The organism is Streptomyces sp. NPDC008125 (genome assembly GCF_042957125.1).
In the GTDB taxonomy this organism is placed as follows: Bacteria; Actinomycetota; Actinomycetes; order Streptomycetales; family Streptomycetaceae; genus Streptomyces.
Genome location: NZ_JBIBHR010000002.1, coordinates 113,522 through 135,529 on the forward strand (window position 1 = coordinate 113,522; position 22,008 = coordinate 135,529).

Genomic DNA, 22,008 nt, shown 5'->3' on the forward strand with positions numbered 1-22,008 from the left:
TGCCCTGCGGGGCATCACCCGGGGGCAGCCGGGGTGCCCGGGGTGACCACGGGGACGCCTGGACGGGCACGTTCGGTGGCGGTGACAACTCCGTTGATCCGCAGGGCACATGGGAGCGGCCACTCGCTGATCTAACGTGAACGGGTGAGCCTATGGACTTCTCTCGAACCCGCGTCGGCCACGGTCGATCCCGGCAGCAGCACCACCGTACGACTCCGTCTGCGCAACACCGGTGACGTAGTGGACGAATACCGCTTCGACGCGGTCGGCGACATCGCCCCCTGGACCACCGTCGAACCACCCACCCTGCGCCTCTACCCCGGAACCACCGGCACGGTCGAGCTGAGGTTCGCACCCCCACGCACACCCGACGCCACCGCGGGCCCCAACCCCTACGCCATCCGCATCACCCCCACCGAACACCCCGAAGCAACCACCGCGCCCGAGGGCAACCTCACCATCACCCCCTTCACCGAACTCCGCGCCGAACTCGTCCCCCCCACCGTCAAAGGCCGATTCCGCGGACGCCCCAAACTCGCCATCGACAACCTCGGCAACACCAAACTCACCGCCTCCCTCGGCGGCACCGACAACGGCGACCAACTCACCTACGAACTCCGCCCCAGCAACATCCAGATAGAACCCGGCCGCGCCGCCTTCATCACCACCACCCTCAAACCCCGCACCCTCATCTGGTTCGGCCCCAAAGAACAACGCCCCTACACCCTCACCGTCCAACGCTCCGGAACCACACCCCTCCCCGTCGACGGCACCTTCGTCCAACGCGGCTTCCTCCCCCGCTGGCTCGCCACCATCCTCGGCATCCTCATCGCCCTCACCATCACCTTCCTCGCCCTCTGGTTCGGCCACAAACCCACCATCGCCAGCGGCACCACCGAAAAACTCGTCGAAGCCGGCGCCACCCTCGCACCCAGCCCCACCCCCCAAGCCACCCTCGCCCCACCACCCCCAACCACCGCACCCACCACCGAACCCGCCCAACCCACCCACGACGCACAGCCCGCATCGGGCGGAGGCGGCGGGGACAAGGAGTCCACCGCCCCGAAGGAGCCCGAGGAGACGGCGGCGACCGCGGTGAACCTCATGGCCGAGGACGACCCCACGGGCCGGCACATCTGCTACCGGGCGTTCATCGAGGGCGAGGGCTGGCAGCGTCCGGCCTGCGACGGCGCCATGGCGGGGAACGGCCGGAGCAAGCCGCTCACTGCCCTCAACATCGCCGTGTACGGCGTCAGCGGCTCCGCCGCCAACGCCCTCCCCCACGACCCGGATTCGACCGACGGACAGGCCCACTGGAAGACGCCCTGGACGGCCGTCGTCGCCGACGGCAAGGACAACTACATCGGCAGCACCGACGACGACGCCGAGGTGCTGGCCGGCTTCGGCATCAACGTCGGCTCCGGGCAGATCTGCCACAACATCCGCTTCACCGGGTCGGAGTGGACCAGGACCGCCACGTGCAGGGGGCCGCGAGGGGACTTCAACTTCGGCGGTACGACCGACAACTCCCGCGCGCTCGAAGCCGTCTCGTTCACGGTCCCCGCCGCGGAGTGAGACCACCGCCGGATGACCGGCGGTGCCGATCGAGCATCACCACCGAACGACCGTCACCACCGAACGACCGTCACCACCGAACGACCGTCACCACCGAACGACCATCACCACCGAACGACCATCACCACCGAACGACCGTCACCGCCGGGCGGGCGGCCTACCAGGTCCCCTCGCCCGGCACCAGGCGCCCGGCCTTGCGGTACTCGCGGCGGGCGCCTTCCAGCAGGTCGGCGGCGGTGACCAGGCCGTCGCGGTCGGCCGCGAGGTAGGCGGCGGTCACCACGGCACTGCGGATCGAGCCGCCCGCCAGCTCGAAGACCGAGGCCACCGGCCGCACGTCGACGTCCGGCACGCAGGGCACGTGGGAGAGGCTGTGCCGCCACAGCGCGAAGCGCTGCTCGACGTCGGGGAACGGGAAGTCCACAACCAGGTCGAGACGCCGGGTGAACGCCTCGTCGATGTTGGCGCGCAGGTTGGTGGTGAGGAGCGCGATGCCGTCGAAGGACTCCAGGCGCTGGAGCAGGTAGGAGCTCTCCATGTTGGCGTACCGGTCGTGGGCGTCCTTCACCTCGGACCGCTTGCCGAAGACGGCGTCGGCCTCGTCGAAGAGGAGGACGGCATCGGTGCGGTCCGCCTCGGTGAAGATGCGTTCGAGGTTCTTCTCGGTCTCGCCGACGTACTTGTCGACGATCGACGACAGCTGGACCGTGTAGAGGTCGAGGCCGAGTTCGGCCGCGACGACCTCCGCCGCCAGCGTCTTCCCGGTGCCCGAGGCGCCCGCGAAGAGCCCGAGGACGCCCCGGCCCCGGCCACCGCCCGCGCTCAGCCGCCAGTCGCCGAGGACCCGGTCGCGGTGCCGGGCGCGCAGGGCGAGTTCGCGCAGTTCGGTGAGCGGGCCGGGGGGCAGCACCAGGTCCCGCCAGTCGACGGCGGGCCGGATGCGCCGGGCGTGCTGTTCGAGGCCGGATGCGGACTGCTGGCGGGCGGCGAGCCGCAGGTGGGCGGGGGTGAGCGGAGTCCCGTCGAAGGCCGCGAGCCCGCGGGCCGCGCGGGCGGCACGGACGATGTGGTCGCCGGCCAGGTGGTACGGCGCGACGGTGGCGGCCAGGTCGAAGCCCGGCTCCTCGCCGAGCGCCGCCGCCCAGGCACCGGTCGCACCGGCACCGCGCGGGGGTGCCTCCAGGACCAGCGGGTCCGTGTCGGACCACAGCGGGTCGTACGGGCGCGGTCCGGTGATCAGCACCGGTACGTCGGCGGCACCCGCCAACTGCCGTACCAGCGCCTCCGGTTTGTCCGGCAGCCCCTGGACGACCACCGCGCGGCCGGTCAGCCGGGCCTCGCGCAGCAGGTCGGGCACGCGGTCCTCGGGTCCGGTGAACCGCAGGGCCGGCAGGCCCGCGACGCGCAGGGCGGCGGCGATCGAGGGCAGCCCGTCGCCCTCACGCCGCTCACGGAGGTAGGCCGTGACCGGCGGACCGGCGGCGAGCAGCGCGGCCAGACGGTGCACGAAGGGGCCGGTGGCGGTGTCGGGAGACGACCCCTGCCCGGCGTACGGCCCCTGCCCGCCGTACGGCCCCTGCCCGCCGTACGGCCCCTGCCCGGCGTACGGCTCTTCGTACGGGTCGGGGCCCGCGTCCAGCGGGTGGAGGTGCCCGGCGAGGGAGGCGTCCGGGGCGTCGTCGCCGAGGAGGTGGGCCAGCAGCCGGTCCGGTACGCGCAACGAACGGCTCAGAAAGGGACGTTCGGGCTCCTCCACCTCCAGCAGTCCGAGCGCGCGCAGGGGTGCCGCCGGGTGCAGCCGGGCCCGCGCGGAGGCCAGGTGGACGGGGATGCCGCAGAGGTCGAGGGCGAGCGCGGCGGTGGCCCGGCGCCGGCTGACGTCGTCGTTGAGGTAGCCGTACAGCGACTCGAAGCTCCGGTCCAGGTCCGGGGCGAGCGCGACGAGCAGAACGAGGGCGTCGAGTCCGGTCAGCCCGAGCCGGACGGCGAGGTCGGTCAGGCGGTCGGCGTACGCGTCGACGGGCTCGGCGACACCGAGCCGCGGGGGCTCCGCCGGGCTCAGCAGATGGTGGACCGCCTCGTTCGACACGTACAGGCCACGCAGCGGGTCGTTCGCGGTGGGGTCGTCGGCGGAGCGGTACTCGACCAGCAGCGCGACGCGCTCGCGCAGTTCGGCGAGGCGGGCGAGGAGCGACCCAGCGTGGTCGGCGTCGTCCGGCGGCGGGAGCGGGGCGCCGGCGGTCATGTGCGGTTGCCCGTGGCGCGGTTGCGACGGGCCGTTTTCCTGGCCTCCTGGGCAGCCGCGACCTGGTGGGGACGGTGCGCGCGCTCCGATTCGGCCCGGGTTCCGTCCCCGGCGGCGTCCATGGTGCCCAGGCGCACCGCGGCGCCCTCGGTGACGGGCGGCCCGGCGTCGTACTCGGGGTAGGCCGGGAAGGGTGCGGTGATCACCAGGTCGAGGGAGGGCTTGAGTTCTCCGCCGAGCGCGGACCAGATCTCCGCGAGCGAGCGGGCCTCGGTCTGGATGCCGGCCACCGACAGCGGCACGGTCATGCCCAGCGCGCCCAGGGCTCCCGGCAGTTCGGAGGGGGCGATGAGTTCACGCGGGATGAGCGTGGCCAGCGCGGCGGAGAGCAGCCGGTGTTCGTCCTGGGGCTGCTTCGTCCAGGCCGTCACCAGGTACGACAGCCGGAACCAGCGCGGGGGTTGGCGGCGTTTGACGACCACGTCCCGCTCGTCGTACACGGGGACGTGGCCCCGCTGGCGACGGTTGACGTCCTCGCGGATGTCGTACAGATAGGCGTTGATGGTGGGCGCGTTGCGCCGGGCGGCCCAGTCCCGGGTGGGGGCATCGAAGGCTATGTCGATGCCCGAGCCGCTCAACGCGCCTGAGCCGAGAAGGTTTTTGAGGACCTCGTCCACTTCGTGGATCACCGTCGTGCTCCCGCCCTGCCGTTCCCGGCCCCGCTGTAGTCCGTACCGCCGTGCCGCCGCCGTGATCCGCCCGGCCGCCCCGGACGATCCTGCCTCCCGCGCCGCCCGTCCCCGCAGTCGCGCCGGGACGTCGGCCGGGCAGACCGTGCCGCCCCCAGGGGCGGCTCCGGTTGCCCTTCCGGTCAGATGTAGCCTTCCCTCAAGGCCTGAGCCACGGCGTGCGCCCGGTTGCGGAGGTGCAGTCGGGTGGTCATTCCGTGCATGACGTTCTTGACCGTGCGTTCGGAGTAGGACAGCTTCTTGGCGATCTCTCCGGTGTCGAACCCTTCGGCCACCAGCCGCAGTACGTCGACCTCACGCGGCGTCAGGCCCGACACCGGGGCGCCGGGCCGGCCTGCCGCGCTGCGGTGCAGCGAGCCCACCTGGGTGATCAGCCGGCCGAGCAGGTCGGACGGCAGGTCGCCGTCACCGCGGGCAGCCGCGTGGACGGCCTGCAGGAGCCGGGCGGCGGTGGCCTCGTGGCGCCACACGATGGCGCCGACACCGCACTCGATCACGTCGAGCAGTTCGGCCTCCCGCAGCGCTCCCACCACGAGCGCGGCCCGCGCGCCCTCGCTGCGCACCAGTCGGCGCAGCCGGGTCAGCACCGACTCGTCGAGCGAGTCCTCGACGAGCAGCAGCACCATGCCGGGGCCGGTCTCGTTCTCGTCCCGGAGGTCTATCTCCGGGTACCGGCGCAGCTGGCTGTGGACTCCCTCGCGCGAGATCGGGTCCTTGGTGTGCACCCCGACACGTATCCGCTCCACGGGGTCGGCCGGGCCGGGCTGTGTGCTGCGCGTGGCGCTGTGCAACCGAATTCCCCCAAGTCCGCGTGCGTGGAACCCGGTTTCCGGTCGGCTACGGGTCCGCGGCTCCCACCTTCGTGGAACGGCTGGGGTGCCCGCCATCGTGGAACACCACGAGCGGTACCACGAGATCGGCGGTGACCGCGGATCACGGCACCACCCGCCGCGGGCACGGCGCCCGGGGCGGTACGCGGGGGACGCCCCGTTCACCACCGTCACGAAAAGGGGACAGAATGTCCGGACCCTACAGTGAGCAACCGCGCGAGCACAGGGGTGCGACAGAACTGATCGCGACGAGTGCTGCCCGTGCCCGCGCGGGCCACGGTGGTGCGGTGCTCCTGCGCGGGGCCACCGGCACCGGCCGGACCACCGTGCTGGAGGCCGCCGCCGAGGCCGCCGACGGGCACGGCATGCGGGTGCTGCGGGGCCGCTGCTCCCCCGGCGACGCCACGGTTCCCTTCGCCGCCGTCCACCACCTGCTGCGCTCCGGGACGGTGCCGGAGCCCCCCGCCGGGGCCGGCGGAAGCGGCGCGGCAGGCGGGCGGGAAGCGGGCGCCCGGGAGCAGGACGAGCGGGAACAGAACGAGCGGGAACAGGGCGACCGGCTGCGGCAGTTGCTGGTCGCCCGCGCCGAACAGGTCCCCCTCCTGGTGGCCGTTGACGACGTGCACCTCGCGGACGCGTCCTCGTACCGGTGGCTGGTGGAGACCGCCCGGCACGTGGACCGGCTGCGGCTGCCGGTGCTGCTGGTGGTCACCGAACGCAGCCAGTACGACGTGGGCGCGCCCGCACCGGGCTTCGCCCGCGGCCTCTCCCCCGCCCTCGTCCGTACCCACACCCTCGCCCCGCTCACCGCGGAGACGACGGCCGGCCTGGTGCGCGCCAGGTTCCCCTCGGCCACCGGGGCGTGGGTCGAGGCGTGCACCCGGGCGGGTGCGGCGAGCCCGCTGCTGCTGCACGCGCTGCTCGACGACCTCGGCGCCTCCGGTTCCCTCCCGGCCGTACCCGAGAGCGCCGCGGCGCTGTACCCGGGGGCGTACACGGCGGCGGTGTCCTGGTGGCTGGAGAGCGCCGGGCCCGAGACCTCGGAGGTGGCGCGCGTCCTCGCGGCTCTCGACGAGGAACCGGACCGCAGGAGTCCGGAGCAGCCCCGCCCGGCCGGTACCGGCCCGGACCGGGCCGCCGAGGAGCTCGGCCGACTGCTCGCCGAACTGTCCGGCGCCGATCCCGCCCGGGTGGCGGGGTGGCTCACCGCGATGACCGGGCTCGGCCTGTTGCGCCCCGGCGGCGACGGCAGGCCCCGCTACGCCCATCCGTTGCTGCGGGACGCGGTCCTCACCTGCGTCCCCGCGGCCCGGCGGTACGCCCTGCGCGGAGCGGCGGCCGAGGTGACACGACGCTGGGGCGCCCCCGCCGAGACGGTCGCCGGGCACCTGCTGCTCGCCGGTCCGGTGGGTCAGTCCTGGGCACCCACCACGCTGCACGGCGCCGCCTCGCTGGCTCTGCGCGCCGGGCGGAACGGCGACGCCGTCGCCTATCTGCGCCGCGCCCTGGACGAACCGCTCCCGGCCAAGCAGCGGCAACGGCTGCTGACCGATCTGGGTTCCCTGGAGTACGCGGGCGCCCAGTCGTCCGCCGCGATCCCCCGTTTCACCGAGGCACTCGCGCTGGCCGGCACCCCGCGTGAACGGGTCCGCGCGGCCGTCGCCCTGGGCACCGCGCTCGCCGGGCGCGGCAGGACGCGCGCGGCCCTGGAGGTGCTGCGCAGCGCCGACGGCCAGCTCGCCGGCCACCCCGGCCTGGCGAGCACCCTGCAGAGCGCGACCGTGCTCCTCTCCGACCAGGACAAGACGGTCCGCCAGGAGGTCTACCGGTGGCTGCGCGCCACCGCGGAGCGCACCCCGGAGCTGGTCAGCCCGGCCGCTCAGGCGCTGCTCGTCCGGTACGCGGCCACCGCCGGGCTGACCTCGGCCGACGAGGCGATGCGGAAGGTACGGGTCCTGCTCGCCGAACCGTCCGACCCGCTGGCCGAACCGTTTCTGTTGGGCGCGGCGGCCACGGTCGCGCAGTGGGCCGACGAACTCGACGAGGCCGAGGAGCTGGTCGACCGCGGCCTGGCCGGCCGGCCCCCCCACCTTCCGCACCCCATGCACATGGCGCTGGTCAACGTACGCACCGACATCGCGGCCGCCCGGGGCGAGTACACCCGCCTGCCGGCCGGGTCGTCCGCCGCCGGGTCCACCGGGCTCGCCCCCGCGCACGCCCATGTGCTGACCGGCCTCGTGGAGGGCGGGCGCACCGCCGAGGCCCGGCGGCTCGCGGACGCCTTCGACCTGCGGGACGCACCCGATTCCTGGGGCCGCAACCGGTTCCTCTACGCACGAGGGCTCCAGCGCGTCTCGGCGGGAGACCCGTCGGGGGCACTGCACGACTTCCTGGAGTGCGGGCGCCGCCAGGCCGAGCGCCAGGTGGTCAGCCCGGTCGTGACCCCGTGGCGCACGGCGGCCGCCCTCTGCTGCCAGGTTCTGGGCAGTCCCGGGCAGGCGCTCGCGCTGGCCGAGGAGGAACTGCGCCTGGCCCGCGTCTGGGGCACCGCGCGCCCGGTGGGCCGCGCGCTGCGGGTGCTCGGGACGGTCACCGGCGGGCGTCGCGGTCTGCGGATGACCGAGGAGTCCGTACGGCTGCTGCGGGACTCCCCGACGGAGGTCGGCACGGAACTGGTCAGCGCGCTGCTCGCGCAGGGCCGGGCGCTGACCGCCGCCGGGGAGCACGTCCGTGCCCGCAGATGCCTGCGCGAGGCGGCCGAACGCGCCGAGCGGTTCGGCGCGGTACGGCTGCGCACGCTCGCGGAGCAGGCCCTGCGGGAGAGCGGCGCCCGCCGCCCCACCCGGGCCGCCACCGGCGCGCGCTCCCTCACCGCCAGCGAACGCCGCATCGCCCGGCTGGCCGCCGACGGCCACACCAACACCGAGATCGCCGACCTGCTGCACCTGGCCCGGCGCACGGTGGAGACCCACCTGACCAACACCTACCGCAAGTTGGGGATACGGCGACGGATCGAGCTGGTCACCTCGCTGGGCCCGGACTGAGCCAGGGGCCGCCCCTGCGGTCGCGGCTCCGGAGTCCGAGCCCCGCGCCGTGGCTACGAGGCGGCCGGGGGTGTCGGTGCCGCCGCCGGGGCGACACCCAAGTGGTTCTCCGGGTCGCGGAGTTCGGGCCCGGCCGTCCGGACCATGCGCTGGGCCAGCGGCTCCGGCACCCGGATCACCACCGGCTGCGGCAGAGTCAGCTCCCGCACGGTGGGACCGCCGGTCCCGTCCATTCCCACGGCGGCCCGGGCACGGTTGCCCACCTCGGCCACCACCCTGACGTCCAGGGTGAACCGGACCAGAACCGACTTCGTCTTCGGCTTGACCAGCGGCCAGGACCCGGCCGAGTTGCCCGCGGCGGCGGCGGCGCCGCCCGACCCTCCCACCGTGCCCATCAGCTGGTTGAGCCGGAGCTCGTCCGGGTTGAGCAGGGCCGCGCCTCCCATCCCCCGTCCCGACCTGCTCTGCTCGGCGGAGACGGAACCGTCGCCCTGCGTCGGGCGGGGCGCTCCGAGGTGGCTCTGGCCCACCGTCTCGAACGTCATCGTGTCGCCGACGCCCAGAACCCGTCCCTCCCGCAACCGGGCATGGACGGAGGCCCGCAGATCCTGGCCCTCGACGCCACTGGCGTGCACCGGCGGCAGGTCCGCCCCGGCGGAGACCAGCAGGGGCAGCGCCGCGATCATCCACTCGGTGGAGATCGCCTCGTTCAGCGCGTACGCGGCCGCCTGCCCCTTGTCCCGGAAGCGCTCGCCACCCCCTGCGGCCTGGACGGCGCTCCCCATCAACTGCCGTACGCGTGGGGCTCCCTGGAACCCGTTGACCTGCGCCTCCAGGGGGAGCTGCACCCCGCGGGCCCGCCAGGCCCCGTGGTCGGGCCGGGCCGCACCGGACCGGTCGGCGGGGGCCGGACCGCCCGGAGCCGGGACGGCGGCGGGCGCACCAGTCGTGGGCGCGGCGGTCGTGGGCGCGGCGGTCGTGGGCGCGGCGGTCGTGGGCGCGGCGGTCGTGGGCGCGGCGGTCCGGGCGGGCGCGAGGGCCGGGGCGGGCGTGCGCACGCGGCCGAGGGCCTCCAGGTCCTTCACCGGGACCCTATGGGTCAGTTCCAGACCGCTCAGCCTGGCCAGCGACACCCGCGCGCCCGAGGCGCCGAACAGCTCCAGGTTCGCCGTGATCGGCACCCGCATCTTCGCCGAAGGCGCGGACTTGGCCTCGGCGACCAGCTTCATGCCCACCTGGCCCCGGCTCGCGGAGCCGTGGCGCCGGGACGAACCGGTGGCGAACCCCGCTCCGCCCCCGCCGCCCACGCCCTTCAGGCCGCCCAGCCCGTCCTCCGGCCGGGCCGATCCGGCGAATACGCCCTCCACCCCCTGCGTCACGCCCTGGTCGCGGGTGCCGGCCTGCTGGGCCACGGCCGCCGTGATGTACTCCATGTCCCGCCCGTCGTCCGCGTCCTGCAGGAACGTGCCGTGGTCCGACCGGTCGATCCTGAACACGGCCCAGTAGGGCGTGTTGCGTCCGTCGAACAGCTCGACGGTGACGCCGCCGTCCATCGCGCCGGACAACAGCCCGGTGGAACCGCTCCGGTCCAGGACCCGGAGCAGCCGCTGCACGTTGTCGTGGCGGTCGTTGAGCTGCTGCCTCGGCAGCAGATCCTCCGCGAGCCTCCTCCGCGGGCCCCTGGCGAGGCTGTCACGCAGCTTTCCGAGCAGCGGAACGAAGTTCGGCAGGTTCTCGATCATGCCGAGACCGAGCGGCAGCGCACGGTCGAGGACGTGCCCGGCCCCCGAGGCGGCCCGGGCGGGCGCGGTGGACTCGGCGGGCCCGGTGGACTCGGCGGGCGGCGCGGTGGTGCCCGCCCCGGTCGGGGCGGCGGGGGCGGCCGGGGCCCGGCCACCTCCCGTACCCTCGCGGGCGGCCCGCTCGGCGCCCGTACCCGAGCTCTCCCCGCTCTCCGGGTCCCGCTGCCGGGCCGCCCGCGCCTCGGCTGCGGCCTTCGCCCCGGCCTCCCGCTTCTCCCTCCGTTCCACCTGTCTGCGGACGGACGCCGGGAGCTGGGCCTCCGTCAGCCATACCGCGGCCTCGGCCGGCAGGGTCAGGGCGCGGCTCTCCACGTACGGTCCGCCGGTGGTGACCCCGACTTCGGCCACCATGTGGACCAGCAGGTCGCACTGGACCAGGTAGAGCGGAGCCTTCTTCGGCGTGTGGGCGTTCCGTTCGACCGTGCCGGAGACGGCGGAGCTCTCCGCCCCGCCCTCCGACGCGGTCCGGTGGTACGCCAGCCCCTGGCTCGTCCGGCCGCCCGCGACGGTCTCGGAGCCCATGGCCCCGAACTGCCACGAGCTGCTGGTGCTCCGCCCCTCCTGCCCGGCGCTCTGGTGACCGCCCAGGACCAGGGTCTCCGTACCGGGCCCCGCCCCCTTGTGCAGGAACCTCGGGTTGGCCAGGGTCATCCGGCTGCCGACCGCCCCGTTCAGCGCGGCGAGGCGGCGCGCGTGGCGCAGGTTCTTCACCACCCAGCCCGAGGACGTCGCCTGCCGCAGTGCGGCGTGCAGCGCCTGCGGGCTCAGCCGCTCCTCGATCGCCAGCCGTGGTGCGAGGCCCTCCGTCGCCAGCGCGTCGTCGCCCCGCACGCCCGTACCCCGGGCTGCGGCCTTCGACAACAGCGCGAAGGCGAGATCCCGGACGGCCGCGCCGTCGCCGACGGTCTCCAGCAGCTGCCAGTCCCGCACCACCGACCCGGCCGCGGGCTTCTGCACGAGCGCGGCCAGGTCGCCGATGCCCGCGAGGGCGAAGGGACGCTCCAACGGGGCCGGCCCGGCCTTGCGCCGCTCGGTGTCCGCGTCCTGCTCGGACTTCTCCGAGTCGTCCAGGGTGAACTCCTGCGGCGTGCTCAGCCTGACGTCCTGCGCGCCCAGGTGCAGGGTGCTGATCGGCTGTGCCGTCGGCGCCTGACGGCCGGGGCTGCCCGGGGTGACGGTCCGGGTGAGCTTGCGCGGCCGGGAGGTCAGGGAGACGTTCACGTCGAGCAGGAGCGACGCACCGAAGACGGAGGCGGTTTCGGAGCCGTTGGTGAGGGTGTCGGTACGGGTGCTGGGGCCGCCCTGGTTGCGGCGCTTGCCCGACCACTGTTTCTCGTAGCGGGCCGAGGCCGTCAGGATGCCGGGGATCAACCGGGCCTGGCCCAAGGCCTGGACGCCGAGCGAGCGCGAACTGTTGCGCCCGGTCTGCGCGTTGCTGGTGATCCCGGAGTGCCCGCGCGTCATCCAGTCCTTGGTGTCGCCGAGGTAACGGGTGCCGTCGAGCCGCCCCTTGACCCGGACCAGCACGTCATGGCTGTGCGTCTTCGACTTGCGCCGCAGCCTTACCGGGATGCCGGTGGAGAGCAACTGGGCCTTGTTGGCCTTCAGGTTGGTCTCCGAAAGGGCGAGCGCGAGGCTGCGGTAGTTGCCCCGCTGGGTCTCGGCCTCCTCCGTGGTGGGGAGCTTCACCGCCCGGGTCCCCCCGAAGAGGGGGAGGTATCCGGCCAGCCGGGCGTCGTTCCCGAACAGTTCCGTCACGGCGTCCATCGTCGGACGGCTGTCGACATGGCTGAGGACGACGCTGGAGCCGTTCTCGTAGGCGAGATGCCGCTCGACATCGCGTTCCTGGCCGTCTTCTCCGGTCGCCTTCGGCTTCTTCACGAGCTCCCCGGCCTCCGTGCCCGGCGGCAGTGGCAGCCCGAGGTCCCGCGCCTCGTCGGAGCGCAGGCTCATCCACACCTTCATCGCGTGCGTGGCGGTGCCGAGCCGCGGGTTCAGGACCACCGCACCCGGCCTGGGCCCCGTGCCCTCCGCTGTGAACCGCACGGTCGCCAGATAGAGCACCTTCTCGCCGCGCACCTCTGCCCCCTGACGGCTCGTCACCGTCTGTTCGTTCATGGAGAACCGCGCCTTGCGGACGCCTCCCACGGGCATGACCGTGCCCCGTGCGGCAGCGACACCGGCGGGAGCCCCGAAGCCGAACGCCGGCCCCACGCCGAGCCGGGCGGCACGCCCGTCGCTCGCGGTCGCGGTCGCGGTGTGCTGGGACTGCTGGTGGGTCCGCAACTGGGTCTTGCCGGTGGGCCAAGCGGGAGTCAGGCCCGCGATGTCGGCCCGCATGCGGTAACTGCACGCCGTTCTGCCGTCCTTGGCCCACAGGTCCTCACCGACGACCCCGTCTCCGAGCAGCCGGGGCAGGTCCTCCAGGACGTTGGCTGTCGAGGTCGCCTCGTACAGCCGCGCGCGGCCGGGCGCGCCCGGGGCCGTGACCGACTGGTGCAGGACGGAGGCGACCGTGTCGAACAGCCCGCCGCCGCCCTCGTGGGGGGCCGCCTCCTCCGACACACCGACCGGGGCCAGGGAGTCGGCGAGCCGGACCCGCCGGGCGAACCCGTGGCTCGGGACCTCCGGTTCGATCGGACCCCGCGGCGCCGCGGTGCCGTCCGGGACGAGATGCTCCGTGGGCACCCGCTGAGTGAGCGTCCCGGTCTGCTGGAAGGGCTGGACGTCCCGCGTACCGCTCTTCTGCACCCGTACGTCGAACCGCACCCTGCGCTCCACCTCGACGGTGCCCTTGTCGCTGCGCAGGACGCGTGGTTCCGCGGCGGTCCGCTGGGTCCGGGACTCGTCGCCGCTCTCCCAGGGCCGTACCGCGCCGGTGACGGCGACGCCGCCCCACGTCCCCGGCAGACCGGGCCAGAGCAGGAAGGCCGTGCCGCCCACGCCCTTGTCGGACGAGTCGGCGGACGTCGCGCTCGCGGTGGCGACCGAGTTGTGCTGGACGTCGACCTTGGTCTCCTTGCCTTCCGGATGGTCCAGCACGGCCCCCACGGGTCCCTGCCGCCCGGCCGGAAGCGCGTTCCGCTCCTTCGCGGTGTGGAAGACGGGCCGCCTCTCGTCGTCGGCCGGGGTGATCCTGACCGTGACGTCGAACCAGTCCTTGCCCTTGGGGCCCCGCACCGCGAAGGCGCGCCCCTGCCCGAAGAAGGACTCCGGCCGCCCGGCCAGTTCGGCGGCGATCTCGCCGACGGTGTCTTCCCCGCCCCCGGCCGCTTTCCTCCCGGTGGCACCGGCTCCGTACCCGACGGCCCTCTTCACCGCACCCTCGACGAACTCGTGCCCGGTCAGCCCGTACACCGCCGACAGGCCCGCCGTCTCCAGCGACGCCAGATACGGCGGCAGGACCATCCCCGTCCCGGCCCGCCCGGAGGCCACCGACGCCGCCGCGGGGGCGGGTGCGGAGGCTGGGGCCGGTGCGGCCGGCGCCCGCCCCCGCCGGGCGTTCTCCACCACCGCCGAGGCCGCCGTGTTCCCGGCGGCCCGCTGGATGCCGAGCAGCATGCCCGGGGCGTGACCGGGCACGGAGCGCCCGGCCGCCGGTCGCGCACCGGCCGCCTGCCGGGAGGCCTCGGTCCTGCCGTCACCTGACTGCTGCCGTGTCCGCACGGGATCACCGTAGGGTCGCCCGTACCCGTGCGGGCGGTGCGGAACGGCTTTGGCCCGAGTCGCCGCGCACGCCTCACCCGCAGGTCATCTCCTGTACATGCGCGGGCCGTTCGGCACGGCGGACCCGCGTCGCCCCCTCCGTACCCCCCGCGCGCGGGGGGTGCACCGGGCGGATCGCTCCGCCCGTCTCACTCCGCGACCGGGGTGTGGCCGTTCATGGCGAAGCGGGGGGAGCACTTCTCGTCCGACCGGTCGCTCGCGTTCCAGACGCAGATCCACATCGTGTGCCCGGCGCCCGGGAGGTAACTCGTCTTCGCCGCCTTCCAGCGGGCGTAGAACGCGTACGCGGTGCCGTCGCTGCGGTGGAGTTCGGCGCCGCAGCTGCGGCCCAGGGATGTGTTGAGCACGCCCGCGAGCGAACCGGAGCCGTTGTCGTCCAGCCAGGCGGAGCAGCCGGCGGTGGGGCCGACCCAGTAGACGTCCGCCTCGGAGCCCTGGACCTGGGCCGGATCCTTGGTGCCGTCGATCCCCTCGATCGCCGTCGAGGTGACCCGGGGTGCGTCCGGCGCGGGCGGGGCGGACGTGGACGCGGCGGACGCGGCGGGTGCGGCGGGACCGGACGAGGCATGCGCTCCGCCGCCGGACGCGTTCGGTGCGGCGCTCGCGCCCACCCCGGCCGGGACGGCGGGGGCGGGGCTCCCGGACTCCCCGGACCCTGCGGAATCGGCGGTGGTCAGGGCCGGACGGCTCGGGCTCCCGGAGGCCGTCCGGGTCACCTCTGCCACGGGCTCGGCACCGGCCGACGCGCGGCCGGTCGGGTCCGCGGCGACCTGGTGCCGGAACACCGACGGGTCGAGCAGGACCCCTGCCGCGACGCCCAGGGCGATCAGCGCGGCGGCCGGAAGCAGGAACAGGCGTCCGCGCCGGCGACGGGGTGGAGCGGCGGGCGGCTGTGCGGTCCCGGGCGTGGGAGCGGCATCCGCCTCCGGCGGCGGGACGGTCTCCAGCTTGCTCACCGGCGTCGTGGCGAAGGCGCGCCGCGCGGCGATGCGTGCCACGACCTCGGAGGGCCAGGAGGGAGCGGTGACCGGCAGACGCGCGCGGGCCGTCTCCGCCAGCGCGGCGGCGGTGGGGCGGGCTCCGGGGTCGTCCGCGAAGCAGGATCCGACGACGGCGGCGAGGCCGGCGTCCACCGCGCGCAGCGGCTCGGCGTCCGGGACGATGCCGGAGGTACGGCCCGACGCCGCGTAGAGCACCAGCGCCCCGAGCGCGTAGACGTCCGCGGGCGCGTCCACGTACGCGTCCCCGGCCTGCTGTTCCGGTGCCGAGAACCCCCGCGTCCCGTAGCCGCCGCCGCTCCTGGTGAGTCTCGCCTGGTCCGCCGCGCGGGCGATGCCGAAGTCGATCAGCTTCACCCCGTCCCGCACCAGCATCACGTTGCCGGGCTTGACGTCGCGGTGCACGATCTCCAGCGCGTGCACGGCCGCCAGGTGGGCGGCCGTCTCGGCCAGCAGCAGCCACAGCGCCTCGGCGGGCAGCGGGCCGCGCATCCGGACCGCCTCGTCCACGGTGAGTCCGGGCACGTACTCCGCGGCGAACCAGGGACGTTCCGCGGTGCCGTCGCTCGCCAGCACCCGCGGTCCGACACCGGCCGGCACCCGGTAGAGGATGCCGACCTCGCGCTCGAAGCGCTCGCTGGAGACCAGCCGCGGCCGGACGCGTTTGACGGCGGCATACCCCTTGTCGGACGCCCCGAGGTAGACCTCCCCCATGCCGCCGATTCCGAGCAGGCCGATGAGGTGGAAGCTGCCGATCTCCTGCGGGTCGTCCGCGCCCAGCGGTTCGGCGACCGTGCCGTCCATCATCAGCAGTCCTCCGACCGCTCGTTCTCGGGGCGGGCAGGTTATCGAGCGACTCCGGCCGAATCAAAACCAGTTGGCGGCGGCGCACGAATCAAGCCGGACGCACACGCGCGGGAGGAACGGTCCCCACGGCGCCTTCGTACACTGACGCGATCCCGAGCCCGGAGGCAGGCGCGCATGGAGTACGGAAACTTCCCACCCCAGATGCTGCCGCCGGGCAGCCCCTCCGACCGGGTGCCCTCGGCGCCGCCGGGAACGATCTTCGTACTGGGGCCGGAGGGCGGGTACGCCGTACCGCCGCGCCGGTACACGCTGCTGTTCGGGCGCGACCGCGAGGACGTTCATGTCCCGGTCGGTGTCGAGGACCCGACCGTCAGCCGTCGGCACGGCGTGTTCACCCGCACGGCCACGGACGGCGACTGGTGGCTGGTCAACACCGGCAATCTGCCGATCGAACTGCCGGACGGAGTACTGATGCTCACCGGCCACAAACGGCTCATCGGGTCCGGGTACACCCCACTGGTGATCAACTCCACCAAACGCCGCTCCCACCTGGTGGAGGTCCGCGTCGTGGACGAGGACGACCACAACCCCCGTGCCACGAGCGGCGCGGAGACCGTGGACCCCGAGACGGTCTACGAACTCTCCCCGCAGGAACGGCTGGTACTGACCGCACTCGGCCGCCGCTACCTGGAGGGCCACGACGCCTTCCCGCTCCCGCTCCCCTGGGAGGAAACGGCGCGTCTGGTCAGCGCCTCCCCGTACGCGACCAAGTCCTGGACCCACAAGATGGCCGCGAACACGGTCGAGGACGTACGCGAACGGCTGCACCGCCGAGGGGTGCGCGGACTGCTGCGCGAGGAGGTCGGCGAGCCCGTCGGCTCGACCCTCAGCGTCAACCTGATCCGGGAGCTCCTGAAGACGGCGACCCTCAGCGCCCAGGACCTGGAGCTGCTGGCCGACACGGACTGAGCGCGTCGCACGCCGAGTGCCCCGGCCGGACTTCGGCCGGGGCACTCGGCGCTGCTCAGTCCTCCCCCTCGCGCTCGGCCCCTGCGTAGTACGTGACGTACTGGTGGCCGTTCTCCACCGCGAAGACGGCCGCCTGGTCGGACGCGGAGTTCCGCTGCTGCGACTGTGCTTCCTGCTGAGACTGCTGGGGCTGCTGCTGCTCGGGTTCGTGCGTCGTGCTCGTCACGTGGTTGTTGTCCCCCACGATGAAGGTGCCGGAGACATCCCCGGCCCGGATGTTCCCGCGAGTGGATTCCGGTGGCATGGCCGCCCTTTCTGTGGTCGGGCTGGGAGAACCGGCTGAGAGGTCCAGCTGGGACGGTCCTCGGATTCGGCAGGTCGGGAATCGGATGGTCGGGACTCCCGGCCGGTCAGGAATCGGATGGCCGGGAATCGACCGGTCGGGACTCGGCCGGTCGGGACTCGGCCGGTCGGCACTCGGCAGGTCGGGACTCGGCGGGTCATCCACCACAGTCGGTCTGCAGGCTGTCCAGGGCCGACAGCAGCGCCTCGCCCTGGCTCGACGTCTCGAAACCGGTCGACGGATCGTCCGCGTACGACTGGTACATGCCCTTCGTCTCCTGAATGGCGGTCAGCATGTCCTCCAGATCCGATGCGACGGAGCTGTCCTCGGCGCCCGAGACGGCGTCCTGGAGCGTGGATTCGATGGAACCGAGGTCGTCGATGGCAGCGGCGACGCCGGAGTCGGCCGCTCCGAAGTCGGGCACGACGGAGGTGGCGCCCGAGTTGTAGGAGGACATCGCGCTGTTGTACGAGTCGACCGCGGCGGACGCGGAAGCGGCATCGGTGTTGAACTGCGCCAGCTCCGGGTCCAGTTCCAGCAGCACCGTCGAGCACACCGGATCGACCGGGTCCGCGGCGCTCCCGTCCTCGCTCCCGTCCACGCTCGCGTCACCGTCGGAACTGGCCACGAAGCCCGAGGACTCCTCCGACCCGAACTGCTCCGACGTGGACGAGTGCGACACGGGCGATGACGGCTGGTCGTCCGCGTTGACCGCGAATCCCACGCCCACCACGGTCGCGAAGCCGAGTGTGCAGGCGATGACCAGCCCCGTGACCTTGCCCGTACTGGCAACGGCAGTGCCCACGGCCGTATGGCTCGCGCTCGTCGTGGTCGCGGTGGTGCCCGCGGCGTGCGGTGCGTGCGCGGCGGAGGAGTGCGCCGCCGAGAGGTCGATCGTGTGGGGCGCCGGTGTGGCCGGGTGCGCGCCGGTCAGGTGGCCTGCCGTGGCGTGCGGCTGTGCGGAGGCGTGAGCCATGTCGACCACCGGCCTCCCCGCGTTGGCGGGCAGGTGCGCGGCCACCGGCGCATGAGCGGCCACCGGCGCATGAGCGGCCACCGGGGCATGCGCGGCCACCGGGGCATGCGCCTGGACCACGCCGTGCGCCGTGGTCAACGGGTGGGCCGACGCCGCATTGGCCGAAGCCCCGTGCGCCATGGCCGCGTTGGCCGAAGCCCCGTGCGCCATGGCCGCATTGGCCGAAGCCCCGTGCGTCATGGCCGCGTTGGCTGCCTGCTGGGCCACCGGACCGGCCGCCTGCTGGGCCACGGAGTGCGCATGCAGGGTGGCGAGTTCCCGGAACAGCACGCCCGCTTCGAGCACCAGGGCCGTGGTCAGCGCGCCCCGTCCGATCGCCCTCCGTCGATTGCGGGCCTCGCCCAGGAAGAACTCCTCGCCCTGCGCGTCTCGCGCGCTCCTCGCCGCCGCCCAGCCGGCTCCGAGCAGGCTGCCCCACGCGTCGAACTGCCGGGACAGCGCCAGCTTCGGCGAGGCGGCACGGGCCAGCGCCACACCGAGCTGTGGGTGTCCGCCGCTCTCCGCCCGCCGTACCGCGACGTCCAGGGCCTGGAAGTGCGCCGCGACGTCGTCCGGAGTGGTGTCCGGCGCCTCGACCCACGCCGTGAACGCCCGGCAGAGCTGATCGGCGGGAAACTCCGTCCGCCGAAGGCCGAGCACGCAGTCGGCGACATCCGGCGGGCAGCTGTAGCCGGTCTCCGAAGCGAGCAGCAGGCCGTGCCGGGTCAGCCCCTCGGCGAGCGCCTCGGCGTCCGACCGGCGGAGCAGCCCGTCGAGGTGCCGGGGGTCCAACTCGGCGCCTGGCAGCGATCCGAGCAGGTACAACACGTCGCGCTCCTGCGGCTGGAGCCTGTTCAGCAGCGCGGGCAGCAGCTCGGGCAGCTCGCCGATGCCCGGCAGACTGCGGCCGGTGGCGGCCGCGAGGCCGATGCGCCGCAGCCGGAGGGGGTTGCCCTTCACCGCTTCGCAGAGCGCGGGAACGATCCCCGCCTCCTCCGGACCGAGTTCGCGGCCGATCAGCGATCCCACCAGTTCCGCCGCCGCCGGCGCTTCCAGCCCGGCCAGCTCGATCGCGTGCACGCTGTCGACCGCGGAGCGCCGCCGCGCGGTGAAGACGAAGGTGGACTGCTCGGCCATGTCGAAGAGCCGCCGCAGGTCGCTCTCGTCGAGCCCCACGTCGTCCAGATAGATCCGCAGCCGCAGGGTCTTCAGATGCTCCTTCAACACCTCCGCCGAGGGCCTGTAGTTCGGCGCGTCGAAGCTGATGTCGAAGAGCGCCTGCGCGATGTCGTCGGCCGTACGCCCGCCGGCCTCGACGTGGGCCACGCCCTCGGGCCCGCGGGGCATGGTGCGCGCGAGGTGGCGCAGCAGCGCGCTCTTGCCGACCCCGGGCGCACCCCAGATCTGCACCAGCTGCCGTGCCGCGATCGCCTCTCGCAGGCCTTCCGCGGCCCGCGCCCGGCCGAACAGCGGCTCGGTGGCGGCCCGCGGCAGCTGCGCGATCGGCCGCCGCTTGACCGGAACGGGCAGCGGACCGCTGGTCACGGTGACGATCGAGCCCGACTCGGCATTGATGTTGGTCAGGATGTTGCCGTTGCCCACGATCATCGTCCCGGGCACGTCACCTACCTGAATGCGCCCGGGCCGCTCCGGAACACCGTCGTTCTCCGCCATCTGCTCTCCCCCGTCCTTTCCCGCGTTCGGGTTGCCTCACCCGGTCACACTGGCGCCGAAGCCCCGCGCCGACCGGGCGTTTTTACGTGTTCGGCGAGATCGCCGCCGGGCCCGGCCGCGGCGGCGATCCGGGCGAGGTGGTCCAGGTCGAGGATCGTGATGCTGCGGTAGCCGGTCGCGACCGCTCCGGACGCCCGCAGTGCCCGCAGCGCCTTGTGGATCGACGACTCCGCCGCGCCGACCAGAGTGGCCATCTCCGGCTGCGAGAGCGGGAGTCGGGCCTCGTGCTGACCGGGCCGCCCGTAGGTGACGGCCAGGTGGTGCAGAATCCTGGCCAGTCGTCCCAGCACGTCGCAGCCGGTGAAATCGACGATCCGGCCGGTCGCCGTCCGCAACTTGGCCACCACGCTCGCGTTGAGCGCGAGTCCGACGGCGGGGTGCTGTTTCACGCACTCCGCCAGTTCGGTACGGAGGATGTAGCGTGCCAGCACCCGTCCGCAGGCGGTCACGGTGCCGACGCGCGGCTGGCTGTCGATCCCCGCGAGCTCACCGACCAGGTCCCCTGCCATCCGTACGGCCAGCAGCGCCTCACGGCCGTCCTGTGCGTGCGCGGTGACCTTCACCATGCCGCCGAGCAGGAGCAGCGAGAAGTCCGAGCGGTCCGCCTCGCGGATGGCGATCTGGCCTGCCGGGTAGACGACGCCGTGGCCGAGTCCGATGAGGACTCCGCGGTCGGACTCGCCGAGCCGGCCGAGCAGCCCGGCCGACGGCCAGTACGCCGCCGCGCCGCGCACACGTGTGTTGCTCATGGACGACACCTCTTCCTCGCGTGCGGCCGAAGCCGCACAAGCCGTATTAGTAGCCGTTCTCCTCGGGGACCCCTCCTCTACGGTCTCACCCATCATCTGGCTGACACCGGATAACCGGACGACGGCAATTGATCTTCGAATTGCTTGAACCCGTCGCGATCACGGAGGAATTGTGAATCCGAGGTACGAGTACCGAGCTTTGCTGGCGTGCGACATCGCGGGGTCCGCGGGCCGCGGCGAGCAGTATCTGCAGGAGATCCGCGGCGTCCTGCGTACCGCGCTGTCCGACGCCCTCGGTACGGCGGGTCCGGACGCGCGCGGGTTCGCGTCCGTCGACACCGGCGACGGCTTCCGGCTCGTCGCCCCGGCCCGACTGCCCAAGGCCGCGCTGCTGTTCCCGCTGCTCCCGGAGTTGTGTGCGCGGATCCGCGCGCACAACCGGCACGCCGGCCCGGAGACCCGGCTGCGGGTGCGGGCCGCGGTGCACGCGGGGGAGATCCGGTTCGATCCGGACGGCACCGTCTCCGGCGCCCCGTTCGAGGCGCTGGCCCGGCTGCTCGACTCGGCCCCGCTGCGGAACGCGACCCTGGCCGGTACCTCCGGCACCCCGCTGGCCGCGATCCTCTCGCGCCACGTCTACGAGGAGACGGTGGGGCACGGCTACGAAGGGCTCGAAACCGACGCCTTCACCGGGGTCGACGTCCGGGTCAAGGAGTACGCCTCCCGGGCCTGGCTCTGGTACCCGGGCAGCCCGGTCGGGCCGCGGGCCGTCGCCGACCAGCAGTCCGGATCCGTCGGGGGGAGAGGGCGGACCGAGCCGCAGGCGCCCTCGTCCGAACAGCTCGTCCAGGTCTCGGGAAACGGCACCGCGTTCACCGTCAACCGCGGCGAGCAGAACGTCACCCACACCGACCGGAGTTGATCCGCACCGATGAACGAGGAACTCGCGGTGCTCGCCACGAGCGGTGCCACCGCCCTGGTCTCCGCCATGGGCACCGATCTCTGGCAGGAGGCGCGAGGACTGATGAACCGGGTCCTCACCCGGGCCGGGCGCGGCAGCCGCCGCGACGAGCTGGCCGTGGAGCTGGACCGGCACTCGACCGCCACGAGGGGAGCGGTCGAAGCCGGTGCGGTCGGCTACTGGACGGAGGCCCTGTGCCACTTGCTCGAACAGAACCCGGATGCCGTCCGGGAGGTCACGGCCCTGGTGGCGCTGCGCTTTCCGGAAAGGCCGGACACGGCGATCCAGATCAATTTCGCCACCCATTCCGGTGAGGTGTTCGCGGTGCAGCGCGGCTCCCAGCATTTCGCCTCCGGTCCGAACAGCCGGGATTCGGGACGACTTTCCGATTCAGGCCAGTTCCCGGACACGGGCGGGCTCCGGAATTCGGGAGGACTTCGGTGAACCGGGACGACAGCCGG

General features: G+C 73.6%; 13 protein-coding genes. 5 read left to right on the top strand and 8 right to left on the bottom strand.

Annotated elements, in window-relative coordinates:
* Positions 1–144 precede the first annotated feature (144 nt).
* Positions 145–1,575 (top strand): hydrolase, encoded by a 1,431-nt coding sequence (locus tag ACFZAX_RS03230; protein WP_390958592.1) that lies wholly within the window; start codon positions 145–147, stop codon positions 1,573–1,575.
* Positions 1,576–1,732: 157 nt separating this feature from the next.
* On the opposite strand, the gene ACFZAX_RS03235 is transcribed toward ACFZAX_RS03230, so the two are convergent.
* The 3 genes from ACFZAX_RS03235 to ACFZAX_RS03245 form a co-directional block, all read right to left on the bottom strand.
* The gene (locus ACFZAX_RS03235) at positions 1,733–3,820 is read right to left on the bottom strand and encodes an AAA family ATPase (protein ID WP_390958595.1); all 2,088 of its coding nucleotides are present in this window, start codon (positions 3,818–3,820) and stop codon (positions 1,733–1,735) included.
* Complete coding sequence (locus ACFZAX_RS03240; RefSeq protein WP_390958597.1) at positions 3,817–4,509, bottom strand: Pvc16 family protein; 693 nt, start codon at positions 4,507–4,509, stop codon at positions 3,817–3,819. The genes ACFZAX_RS03235 and ACFZAX_RS03240 overlap by 4 nt, the downstream gene beginning before the upstream one ends.
* A gap of 182 nt (positions 4,510–4,691) precedes the next feature.
* A complete protein-coding gene (locus ACFZAX_RS03245; protein ID WP_390958599.1) occupies positions 4,692–5,360 on the bottom strand; it encodes a LuxR C-terminal-related transcriptional regulator in 669 nt (222 codons plus the stop codon).
* A 227-nt stretch (positions 5,361–5,587) separates the two neighbouring features.
* Between ACFZAX_RS03245 and ACFZAX_RS03250 the strand changes: the two genes are divergently transcribed.
* Complete coding sequence (locus ACFZAX_RS03250; protein WP_390958601.1) at positions 5,588–8,443, top strand: AAA family ATPase; 2,856 nt, start codon at positions 5,588–5,590, stop codon at positions 8,441–8,443.
* Between the two features lie 53 nt (positions 8,444–8,496).
* Here ACFZAX_RS03250 and ACFZAX_RS03255 read toward each other — a convergent pair whose 3' ends face one another.
* Both ACFZAX_RS03255 and ACFZAX_RS03260 read right to left on the bottom strand, forming a co-directional pair.
* Positions 8,497–13,911, bottom strand: coding sequence for a hypothetical protein (locus ACFZAX_RS03255; RefSeq protein ID WP_390958603.1), 5,415 nt, complete (start codon positions 13,909–13,911; stop codon positions 8,497–8,499).
* 188 nt (positions 13,912–14,099) lie between these two features.
* Positions 14,100–15,776 carry a protein kinase gene (locus tag ACFZAX_RS03260; protein ID WP_390958605.1) on the bottom strand — a complete coding sequence of 559 codons (1,677 nt, stop codon included), beginning with the start codon at positions 15,774–15,776 and terminating at the stop codon, positions 14,100–14,102.
* A gap of 174 nt (positions 15,777–15,950) precedes the next feature.
* Here ACFZAX_RS03260 and ACFZAX_RS03265 point away from each other — a divergent pair, with 174 nt between their 5' ends.
* Positions 15,951–16,745 carry an FHA domain-containing protein gene (locus tag ACFZAX_RS03265; protein ID WP_390958607.1) on the top strand — a complete coding sequence of 265 codons (795 nt, stop codon included), beginning with the start codon at positions 15,951–15,953 and terminating at the stop codon, positions 16,743–16,745.
* A gap of 55 nt (positions 16,746–16,800) precedes the next feature.
* On the opposite strand, the gene ACFZAX_RS03270 is transcribed toward ACFZAX_RS03265, so the two are convergent.
* The 3 genes from ACFZAX_RS03270 to ACFZAX_RS03280 form a co-directional block, all read right to left on the bottom strand.
* Complete coding sequence (locus ACFZAX_RS03270; protein WP_390958609.1) at positions 16,801–17,049, bottom strand: hypothetical protein; 249 nt, start codon at positions 17,047–17,049, stop codon at positions 16,801–16,803.
* Positions 17,050–17,245: 196 nt separating this feature from the next.
* The gene (locus tag ACFZAX_RS03275; RefSeq protein ID WP_390958611.1) at positions 17,246–19,777 is read right to left on the bottom strand and encodes an ATP-binding protein; all 2,532 of its coding nucleotides are present in this window, start codon (positions 19,775–19,777) and stop codon (positions 17,246–17,248) included.
* A gap of 44 nt (positions 19,778–19,821) precedes the next feature.
* Positions 19,822–20,586, bottom strand: a complete 765-nt coding sequence (locus ACFZAX_RS03280) for a helix-turn-helix domain-containing protein (RefSeq protein ID WP_390958613.1) — start codon at positions 20,584–20,586, stop codon at positions 19,822–19,824.
* Positions 20,587–20,758: 172 nt separating this feature from the next.
* Between ACFZAX_RS03280 and ACFZAX_RS03285 the strand changes: the two genes are divergently transcribed.
* Both ACFZAX_RS03285 and ACFZAX_RS03290 read left to right on the top strand, forming a co-directional pair.
* Positions 20,759–21,508 carry a hypothetical protein gene (locus ACFZAX_RS03285; protein WP_390958615.1) on the top strand — a complete coding sequence of 250 codons (750 nt, stop codon included), beginning with the start codon at positions 20,759–20,761 and terminating at the stop codon, positions 21,506–21,508.
* 9 nt (positions 21,509–21,517) lie between these two features.
* The gene (locus ACFZAX_RS03290; RefSeq protein ID WP_390958617.1) at positions 21,518–21,991 is read left to right on the top strand and encodes a hypothetical protein; all 474 of its coding nucleotides are present in this window, start codon (positions 21,518–21,520) and stop codon (positions 21,989–21,991) included.
* Positions 21,992–22,008: the final 17 nt, after the last annotated feature.

Excerpts from the sequence above, each read along its gene's own strand:
- ACFZAX_RS03235 (WP_390958595.1), bottom strand. The coding sequence starts at position 3,820 with ATGACCGCCGGCGCCCCGCTCCCGCCGCCGGACGACGCCGACCACGCT.
- ACFZAX_RS03250 (WP_390958601.1), top strand. The coding sequence starts at position 5,588 with ATGTCCGGACCCTACAGTGAGCAACCGCGCGAGCACAGGGGTGCGACA.
- ACFZAX_RS03260 (WP_390958605.1), bottom strand. The coding sequence starts at position 15,776 with ATGATGGACGGCACGGTCGCCGAACCGCTGGGCGCGGACGACCCGCAG.
- ACFZAX_RS03265 (WP_390958607.1), top strand. The coding sequence starts at position 15,951 with ATGGAGTACGGAAACTTCCCACCCCAGATGCTGCCGCCGGGCAGCCCC.
- ACFZAX_RS03270 (WP_390958609.1), bottom strand. The coding sequence starts at position 17,049 with ATGCCACCGGAATCCACTCGCGGGAACATCCGGGCCGGGGATGTCTCC.
- ACFZAX_RS03275 (WP_390958611.1), bottom strand. The coding sequence starts at position 19,777 with ATGGCGGAGAACGACGGTGTTCCGGAGCGGCCCGGGCGCATTCAGGTA.
- ACFZAX_RS03280 (WP_390958613.1), bottom strand. The coding sequence starts at position 20,586 with ATGAGCAACACACGTGTGCGCGGCGCGGCGGCGTACTGGCCGTCGGCC.
- ACFZAX_RS03290 (WP_390958617.1), top strand. The coding sequence starts at position 21,518 with ATGAACGAGGAACTCGCGGTGCTCGCCACGAGCGGTGCCACCGCCCTG.